Source organism: Geodermatophilus sp. SYSU D00779 (genome assembly GCF_054050595.1).
Genome location: NZ_JBJGZQ010000022.1, coordinates 89,731 through 97,002, shown reverse-complemented (window position 1 = coordinate 97,002; position 7,272 = coordinate 89,731). Strand labels below are relative to the sequence as shown.

Annotated in this window: 8 protein-coding genes; 1 reads left to right on the top strand and 7 read right to left on the bottom strand. The window is 76.5% G+C overall.

The window, feature by feature from the left end; genetic code table 11:
- Positions 1–129 precede the first annotated feature (129 nt).
- The 3 genes from ACI79G_RS17750 to hrcA are packed head-to-tail and all read right to left on the bottom strand — an operon-like array spanning position 130 to position 3,057.
- Positions 130–897: a 16S rRNA (uracil(1498)-N(3))-methyltransferase gene (locus tag ACI79G_RS17750; RefSeq protein WP_456882427.1), complete on the bottom strand. Its 768-nt coding sequence runs from the start codon at positions 895–897 to the stop codon at positions 130–132.
- A complete protein-coding gene (dnaJ, locus tag ACI79G_RS17745) occupies positions 894–2,018 on the bottom strand; it encodes a molecular chaperone DnaJ (protein ID WP_456882426.1) in 1,125 nt (374 codons plus the stop codon). The genes ACI79G_RS17750 and dnaJ overlap by 4 nt, the downstream gene beginning before the upstream one ends.
- A 16-nt stretch (positions 2,019–2,034) precedes the next feature.
- Positions 2,035–3,057: a heat-inducible transcriptional repressor HrcA gene (gene hrcA, locus ACI79G_RS17740; protein WP_456882425.1), complete on the bottom strand. Its 1,023-nt coding sequence runs from the start codon at positions 3,055–3,057 to the stop codon at positions 2,035–2,037.
- Between hrcA and ACI79G_RS17735 the strand changes: the two genes are divergently transcribed.
- On the top strand, positions 3,017–3,673 hold the full coding sequence (locus ACI79G_RS17735; protein WP_456882424.1) for a type II toxin-antitoxin system VapB family antitoxin: 657 nt from the start codon (positions 3,017–3,019) through the stop codon (positions 3,671–3,673). The two genes, hrcA and ACI79G_RS17735, sit on opposite strands and share 41 nt — an antisense overlap.
- An 82-nt stretch (positions 3,674–3,755) precedes the next feature.
- On the opposite strand, the gene ACI79G_RS17730 is transcribed toward ACI79G_RS17735, so the two are convergent.
- Genes ACI79G_RS17730 through ACI79G_RS17715 form a run of 4 tightly spaced genes read right to left on the bottom strand, consistent with a single transcriptional unit; the run spans position 3,756 to position 7,124 of the window.
- Entirely contained in the window at positions 3,756–4,361 is a 606-nt protein-coding gene (locus tag ACI79G_RS17730) for a response regulator transcription factor (protein ID WP_456882423.1), read from the bottom strand.
- The gene (locus ACI79G_RS17725; protein WP_456882422.1) at positions 4,358–5,467 is read right to left on the bottom strand and encodes a sensor histidine kinase; all 1,110 of its coding nucleotides are present in this window, start codon (positions 5,465–5,467) and stop codon (positions 4,358–4,360) included. Before ACI79G_RS17725 ends, ACI79G_RS17730 begins: the two co-directional genes overlap by 4 nt.
- 20 nt (positions 5,468–5,487) lie before the next feature.
- Entirely contained in the window at positions 5,488–6,228 is a 741-nt protein-coding gene (locus ACI79G_RS17720; RefSeq protein WP_456882421.1) for an ABC transporter permease, read from the bottom strand.
- Positions 6,225–7,124, bottom strand: coding sequence for an ABC transporter ATP-binding protein (locus tag ACI79G_RS17715; protein WP_456882420.1), 900 nt, complete (start codon positions 7,122–7,124; stop codon positions 6,225–6,227). The genes ACI79G_RS17720 and ACI79G_RS17715 overlap by 4 nt, the downstream gene beginning before the upstream one ends.
- Positions 7,125–7,272: the final 148 nt, after the last annotated feature.

Here is a 7,272-nt window from a genome sequence, read left to right as displayed (position 1 = left end):
ACGCGCCACACCGCGCCCCCCCCCCCCCCCCCCCCCCCGCCCCCCCCCCCCCCGCGGCCCCCCCCCCCCCCCCGCCCCCCCCCCCCCCCCCCGCGACGATCACCTCACCCGATCATCGGGGAGGTGCCGTCACGCCCAGCGGGTGCGGGCCGAGAGCGCGGCGAGGGCGGCGGCGCCGGCCGTCGAGGTGCGCAGCACCTCCGGGCCGAGCCGCACGGGGCGGGCGCCGGCGGCGGTCAGCGCGACCACCTCGCCGTCGCTGAGCCCGCCCTCGGGACCGACGATGACCGCGATCGAGCCCGACCGCGGCAGGTCGACGCGCGCCATCGGGTGGCGGGCCTGCTCGTGCAGCACCAGCGCCAGGTCGACGTCGGCCAGCGCCCCGCACACCTGGCGGGTGGTCAGCACGTCGGTCACCTCGGGCACGCGTGGACGGCGGGACTGCTTGCTGGCCGCCCGCGCGGCCGCGCGCCACTTGGCGACGCCCTTGGCCGCGCGGTCCTCCCGCCAGCGCGTCACGCAGCGGGAGGCCGCCCACGGCACGATCCGGTCGACGCCGAGCTCGGTGGCCAGCTCGACGGCCAGCGGACCGCGCTCGCCCTTCGGCAGCGCCTGCACGAGCACCAGCTCCAGGGCCGGCGGCGGCACCTCGTGGCGGGCCGAGACCTGCACCTGCAGCCCCTGCGGCCCGGCCGCGACCACCTCGCCCTCGGCGACGGTGCCGCGCCCGTCACCGACCCGCACCCGCTCGCCCGGCGTCAGCCGCAGCACGTCGACGGCGTGCCGGCCCTCGGCGCCGTCGACCAGCAGGTCGGCGGTGTCGGGCAGCTCGTCGAGCAGGAACAGGGGTGCCCCGTCAAGCTCGGGCAGCCGGTCGTCGGTGGGGACGGAACTCACTTGAACAGCCGGGAGAAGAGCCCGCCGTGGCCCTCGGCGCCGGCGGCCGCCGGGCGGTCCTCGCCGCGCAGGGAGGCCAGCTCGCGCAGCAGCTTCTCCTGCTCGGCGTCCAGGCGGGTCGGCGTCTCGACCTCCACGTGCACCATCAGGTTGCCGCGGCCGGTGGCGCGCAGCCGCGGAGCGCCCTTGGCACGCAGGGTGAGCACGCTGCCCGACTGGGTGCCCGGCCGGATGTCGACCTCCTCCTGGCCGTCGAGGGTCTCGAGGGTGAGGGTGGTGCCGAGCGCGGCGGCGGTCATCGGCAGGGTGACCCGGCAGTGCAGGTCCTCGCCGTCCCGGGTGAAGACGTCGTGCGGCCGCTCGGCGATCTCCACGTACAGGTCGCCGGCGGGCCCACCGCCGGGACCGACCTCGCCGTGGCCGGTGAGCCGGATGCGCATGCCGTCCTCGACGCCGGCCGGGACCTTGACCGGGATGGTCCGCCGGGCCCGCACCCGCCCGTCGCCACCGCACTTGGCACAGGGCTCGGGGATGACCTGCCCGGTGCCGGCGCAGGTCGGGCAGGGGCGGGTGGCCACGACCTGGCCGAGGAAGGAGCGCTGCACGCTCTGCACCTCGCCGCGACCCGAGCAGGTGGTGCAGGTGGTCGGGTGGGTGCCGGGCGCGGTGCCGGCGCCGGTGCACGCGTCGCAGAGGACGGCGGTGTCGACGGTGATGTCCTTGGTGGTGCCGAACACCGTCTCGTCGAGGTCGAGGTCCAGACGGATGAGCGCGTCACCGCCGGCGCGGACCCGGCTGCGCGGACCCCGCGTGGTGGCCCCGCCGCCGAAGAAGGCGTCCATGATGTCGCCGAGCCCGCCGAAGCCGGCTCCGCCGAACCCGCCGGCCCCGGCTCCCGCGCCGTTGTCGAACGGGTCGCCGCCGAGGTCGACGATGCGGCGCTTCTCCGGGTCGGTCAGGGCCTGGTAGGCGCGGCTGACCTCCTGGAAGCGCTCCTTGGCCTCCGGGTCGGGGTTGACGTCCGGGTGCAGGTCCCGGGCCAGCCGCCGATAGGCCTTCTTGATGTCGTTGTCGGAGGCTCCGCGGGCCAGGCCCAGCACGCCGTAGTAGTCGGTTGCCATCGAGAAGTCTCTTACCTCAGCTCTCGGCCAGGATCTGGCCGACGTAGCGGGCCACGGCACGCACCGCGGCCATGTTGGTCGGGTAGTCCATGCGGGTGGGGCCGACGATGCCCAGCCCGCCGAGGGCGCGGTCACCCGAGCCATACCCCACGGAGACGACCGACGCACCGGAGAGCGCCTCGTGGGCGTTCTCCTCGCCGATCCGCACGAGCACGGCTCCCCCGGTGTCCACCTCGCTGATCAACCGCAGGACGACGACCTGTTCTTCCAACGCCTCCAGCAGCGGGCGCAGGCTGCCGGGGAAGTCGACCGCGACCCGCGCGAGGTTCGCCGTCCCCCCGACGACCAGGCGGTCGTCCCCCGGCTCCACCAGCGTCTCGACCAGGACCGCGCCGATGGCGGCGACCAGCCGGCGGAGATTCGGCGGCGCGGTCTCCAGCAGGTCGGGCACCAGGGCGGCGGCGTCGGCGAGCTTGGCCCCGGCGAAGGTCTGGTTGAGCAGCGTGCGCAGCTCGGCGACGTCGTCGCGGTCGACGTCCACCGGGCAGTCGACCAGCCGCTGCTCCACCCGGCCGGTGTCGGTGATCAGCACCAGCAGCACCCGGGCGGTGGCCACCTGCACCACCTCGAGGTGGCGCACGGCGCTGCGCGAGAGCGTCGGGTACTGCACGACGGCGACCTGGTGGGTCAGCTGGGCCAGCAGCCGCACGGTGCGGCTGAGGATGTCGTGCAGGTCGACCGCGCCGTCGAGGAAGCGCTCGATCGCCCGCCTCTCCGCGACCGACAGCGGCTTGACCGCCGAGAGCCGGTCGACGAAGAGCCGGTAGCCCTTGTCGGTGGGCACCCGGCCGGCGCTGGTGTGCGGCTGGGTGATGTAGCCCTGCTCCTCGAGCACGGCCATGTCGTTGCGGATGGTGGCCGGCGAGACGCCCAGGTCGTGCCGCTCGGCGAGGGCCTTGCTGCCCACCGGGTCGTTGGTCGAGACGTAGTCCTGGACGATGGCCCGCAGGACCTGCAGGCGGCGTTCGTCGTGCGCCACGGTGACACCTCCCCGTACCGGTCGACGCGTCGGGCGGCGCTCCTCCCGGAGCCCCCGGCGCCCGGACGACGGGTCGCGGGCGCTGGCACTCGCACGGACAGAGTGCCAGATCAGCATACGTCGGGACGGCCCTCGGCGTCCCGGAGCCGACGAGGGCGGGCGGCGCCGTCCGCGGACGGCCCCCGTTAGGGTGGGCGGCGGTCCAGTGCCCGCAGCGGGGCAGCGCAGAGCGGAGGTCGGTCCCCTGATCTTCAAGGCGGTCCGGAACGGCCGGCCCTATCCCGACCACGGGCTGTCGACACGGGACTGGGCGATGATCCCCCCGCGGCAGATCCGGCTGGACACCCTCACCACCACCAAGCGCGAGCTGGCCCTGGACACCCTGCTCGCCGACGACTCCACCTTCTACGGCGACCTGTTCCCGCACGCCGTCCAGTGGAGGGGCGAGCTCTACCTCGAGGACGGCCTGCACCGCGCGCTGCGGGCCGCGCTGCAGCAGCGCAACGTGATCCACGTGCGGGTCCTCGACCTCGACACCCTGATCCCGGCCGAGCAGACCGGCCCCACGACCGCGGCGATCCCCGCCCAGCGCCCGCTGCCCGACCTCCAGCAGTAGGAGGACCCCGTCCTCCCCACCCTCCGCAGGCTCAGGGCGGGACCCGGGACGGGGCCGGCAGGCGGGGGGAGGCGGTCCTGCGTCAGAGCCAGCCCTTGTCGGCGGCCACCCGGGCGGCCTCCACGCGGGTGCGCGCGCCGGTCTTGCCGATGGCCGAGGACAGGTAGTTGCGCACCGTCCCCTCGGAGAGGAACAGCCGGCGGGCGATGTCGGCGACGGTCGCCCCGTCGGCGGCCTCGCGCAGCACGTCGGCCTCGCGGGTGGACAGCGGCGTGGCGCCGAGCGCCAGCGCCGCGGCGGCGAGATCCCGGTCGATCACCCGCTCCCCGGCGACGACCGCGCGGATGGCGCGGGCCAGCTCGGCGACGGGTGCGTCCTTCACCAGGAACCCGGCCGCGCCGACCTCCATGGCACGGCGCAGGAAGCCCGGCCGGCCGAAGGTGGTGAGGACGACGGCGCGCACGCCCGGCAGCTGCGCGGCCAGCTCGCGCGCGGCCTCGATCCCGTCCTGGCCCGGCATCTCGATGTCGAGCAGCGCGACGTCGGGCAGGTGCTCCCGCGCCGCCGCGAGCACCTCGTCGCCGCGGCCGACCTCCGCGACGACGGTGATGTCCTCCTCCAGCTCCAGCAGCGCCCGGAGCGCGCCGCGGACCATCGACTGGTCCTCGGCGACGAGCACCCGGATCACCGCGCCGCCTCCGCGGGCACCGGCGTCAGCGGCAGGACCGCGCGCAGCTCGTAGCCGCCGTCCCGCCCGGCGCCGCCGGTGAGCGTCCCGCCCAGCGCGCCCACCCGCTCGGCCAGGCCGGGGAGGCCGGAGCCGGGCTCGGTGTCGTCGGCCGGACCGCGGCCGTCGTCGGTGACGGTCAGCACCGCCTCGGCGCCGTCCTCGGTGAGCGTGACGGTCACCGCGCGGGCGCCGCTGTGCCGCAGCACGTTCGTCGTCGCCTCGCGGACCACCCAGCCCAGGGCCGCGTCGACCGGGCCCGGCAGCGTCGGCACCCGGGCCGGCAGCCGGACGGCGATGCCGGCACCCGACAGCGCCGCGCGGGCCTCGGCCAGCGCCTGGCCGCAGCTGACCTGCCGGTAGCCGCTGACCGCGTCCCGGACCTCGGCCAGCGCCCGGCGGGCCGCGGCCTCGACGTCGGCCATCTCCGCCCGCGCCCGCGCGGGGTCGGCCTCGGCGAGGCGGCCGGCCAGCTCGCTCTTGAGGGCGATGAGCGACAGGCTGTGGCCGAGCAGGTCGTGCAGGTCGCGGGCGAAGCGCAGCCGCTCCTCGGCGACGGCGTTGCGCGCCAGCTCCTCCCGCGCCTCGGCGAGCTCGGCGTTCACCGAGATCAGGTGCCGGGTGCCGCGCAGCGCGAAGGCGGTGAGCAGGCACATCACCGGGAGGATGAGCATCCCGGGCTCGCCGACCTCGAACACCACCGCCGCGCAGGCGGCGGCCACCGCGGACACAGCCGGCCAGACCCACCGCTCCGGCAGCGCCGCCGCCGCGGCCGCCGACACGTAGATCAGCAGCCCGCCCCACGACGGCCCCATCCAGAAGGCGAGCGCGACGCCGAGGGCGGCGACGACGACCAGCCGGCCGAGCACCGGACCGCTCCAGCAGCCGCCGAACGCCCGGCGGAAGACGTCGAGGTAGACGACGGTGAACACCAGCAGGCCGGCGCCGGCGACCAGCCGGACGGCGAGCGGCCGGTCGGTGGTCACCAGGTCGGCGGCCGGGAAGAACTGGAACAGCAGCCAGGGCAGCGCCCAGCCGACGCGGTACCAGCGGGGGCGGGGGTCCACGGGGGCCGACCGTAGCCGGATCAGCCCGCGACGGCGGCCAGCGGCCGACGCCGCGCCACCAGCACGGCCAGCGCGCCGAACAGGGCGGCGAACCCGACCAGCGCGGCGACGGCCGGCGCGGGCGGCAGCGCTCCCCCGGCGGCGGCACGGCCGGTCTCGGCGTACCAGTACGAGGGCAGGCCGTGCGCCAGCGCGCGCAGGCCGGAGGGGAACACCTCGACCGGCACCCACAGCCCGCCGAGCGCGGCCAGCACCGTCCCGACGATGCCGACCGCCCCGCCGGCGGCCTTCTCCTCGAGCGCCCAGCCGAGCAGCAGGCCGAGCGCGACGAACACCGCCGAGCCCAGCCACAGCACGCCGACCAGGCCGGCCCACTCGCCGGGTGCCAACCGCACGCCGCCCACGAACCGGCCGGTCAGCGCGACGACGACCAGCGGCGGCAGGGTCAGCAGCATGCCGACGGCGACGTCGACGGCCACCACGGAGGTCTGCGGCACCGGCGTGACGCGCAGTTGCCGCAGCCAGCCCGACGCCCGGTCGAACGAGAGCCGGACGGTGGCGCCCAGGGCCGCGCCGATCGCGCCGTAGGACATCATCGCGACCATCGTGGCGGCGGCCTGCTCGGGGCTGACGCCGCCCGGCGTCCCGGCGAAGGCCTGGGTGAAGAAGACCGTGAAGAGCGCCGGCAGCAGCACGGTGAAGAAGAGGAACTGCCGGTTGCGCGCCACCCGGCGCAGCTGGAAGACGAACAGCGGGCTCACCGCACGCCTCCCACCAGGGACAGGACGGCGTCCTCGAGGCTGGCGCCGCGGACCTCGAGGTCGGTCAGCGCGACCCCGTCGGCGAGCAGCGCGCGCAGCGTGGCCTCGACGTCGGCGGTGGCCAGGGCGACCGTGCCGCCCAGCCGGGTGGCGCCGGTGACGCCGGGCACGCGGTCGAAGGTCGCGCCGTCGGGGGCCGAGAAGCGGACGGTGCGCCCGGCGACGGCCGAGCGGACCGCCGCCGAGGGCCCGTCGGCGACCACCCGGCCCCCGGCCATGACCACGACCCGGTCGGCGACCGCGTCGGCCTCCTCGAGGTGGTGGGTGGCGAAGACGACGGTGGTGCCGCGGGCGGCGAGGTCGCGCATGGTCGTCCAGAAGGCGCGGCGGCCCTCGACGTCCATGGCCGAGGTCGGTTCGTCGAGCAGCAGCAGCGGCGGCTGACCGGCCAGCGCGAGCGCCAGCAGCACCCGCTGCCGCTGGCCTCCGGAGAGCGCGTCGACGTGGCGGCCGAGCAGCCCGCCGGTGCCGGTGGTGGCGACCAGGTCGTCGAGCGGCCATGCTCCCGCCCGCCCGGCCCGCCCGTAGCTCCGGCGGACCAGGTGCAGCACCTCGCCGACGCGCGCCTCGCCGGGCAGGCCGCCGTGCTGGAGCATCGCGCCGACGCAGCCCGCGCGGACGGCGTCGGCCGGGGCGCGACCGAGCACCCGGACGGTGCCCGCGTCGGGGTGCAGCAGCCCGAGGACGGCGCTCACGGTGGTGGACTTGCCCGCGCCGTTGGGGCCGAGCAGCGCGACGGTCTCGCCGCGGCCGATGTGCAGGTCGAGGCCGTCGACGGCGAGCACGTCGCCGTGGCGGACGGTCAGGTCGGTGAGGGCGAGGGCGTCGGGGAGCACGCGGCGAGCCTGCTGGTCAGGGCCCCACCGGCAGTAGTGCAGGACGTCGCGACCTCCCTCTGACATCTGTCAGCCGTCGGCGCGGATGTGTCGGGCAGAAGCGGGACCGCCACGCGCTCGACCGCATGGGCCCCGGCTGGCGGGACGT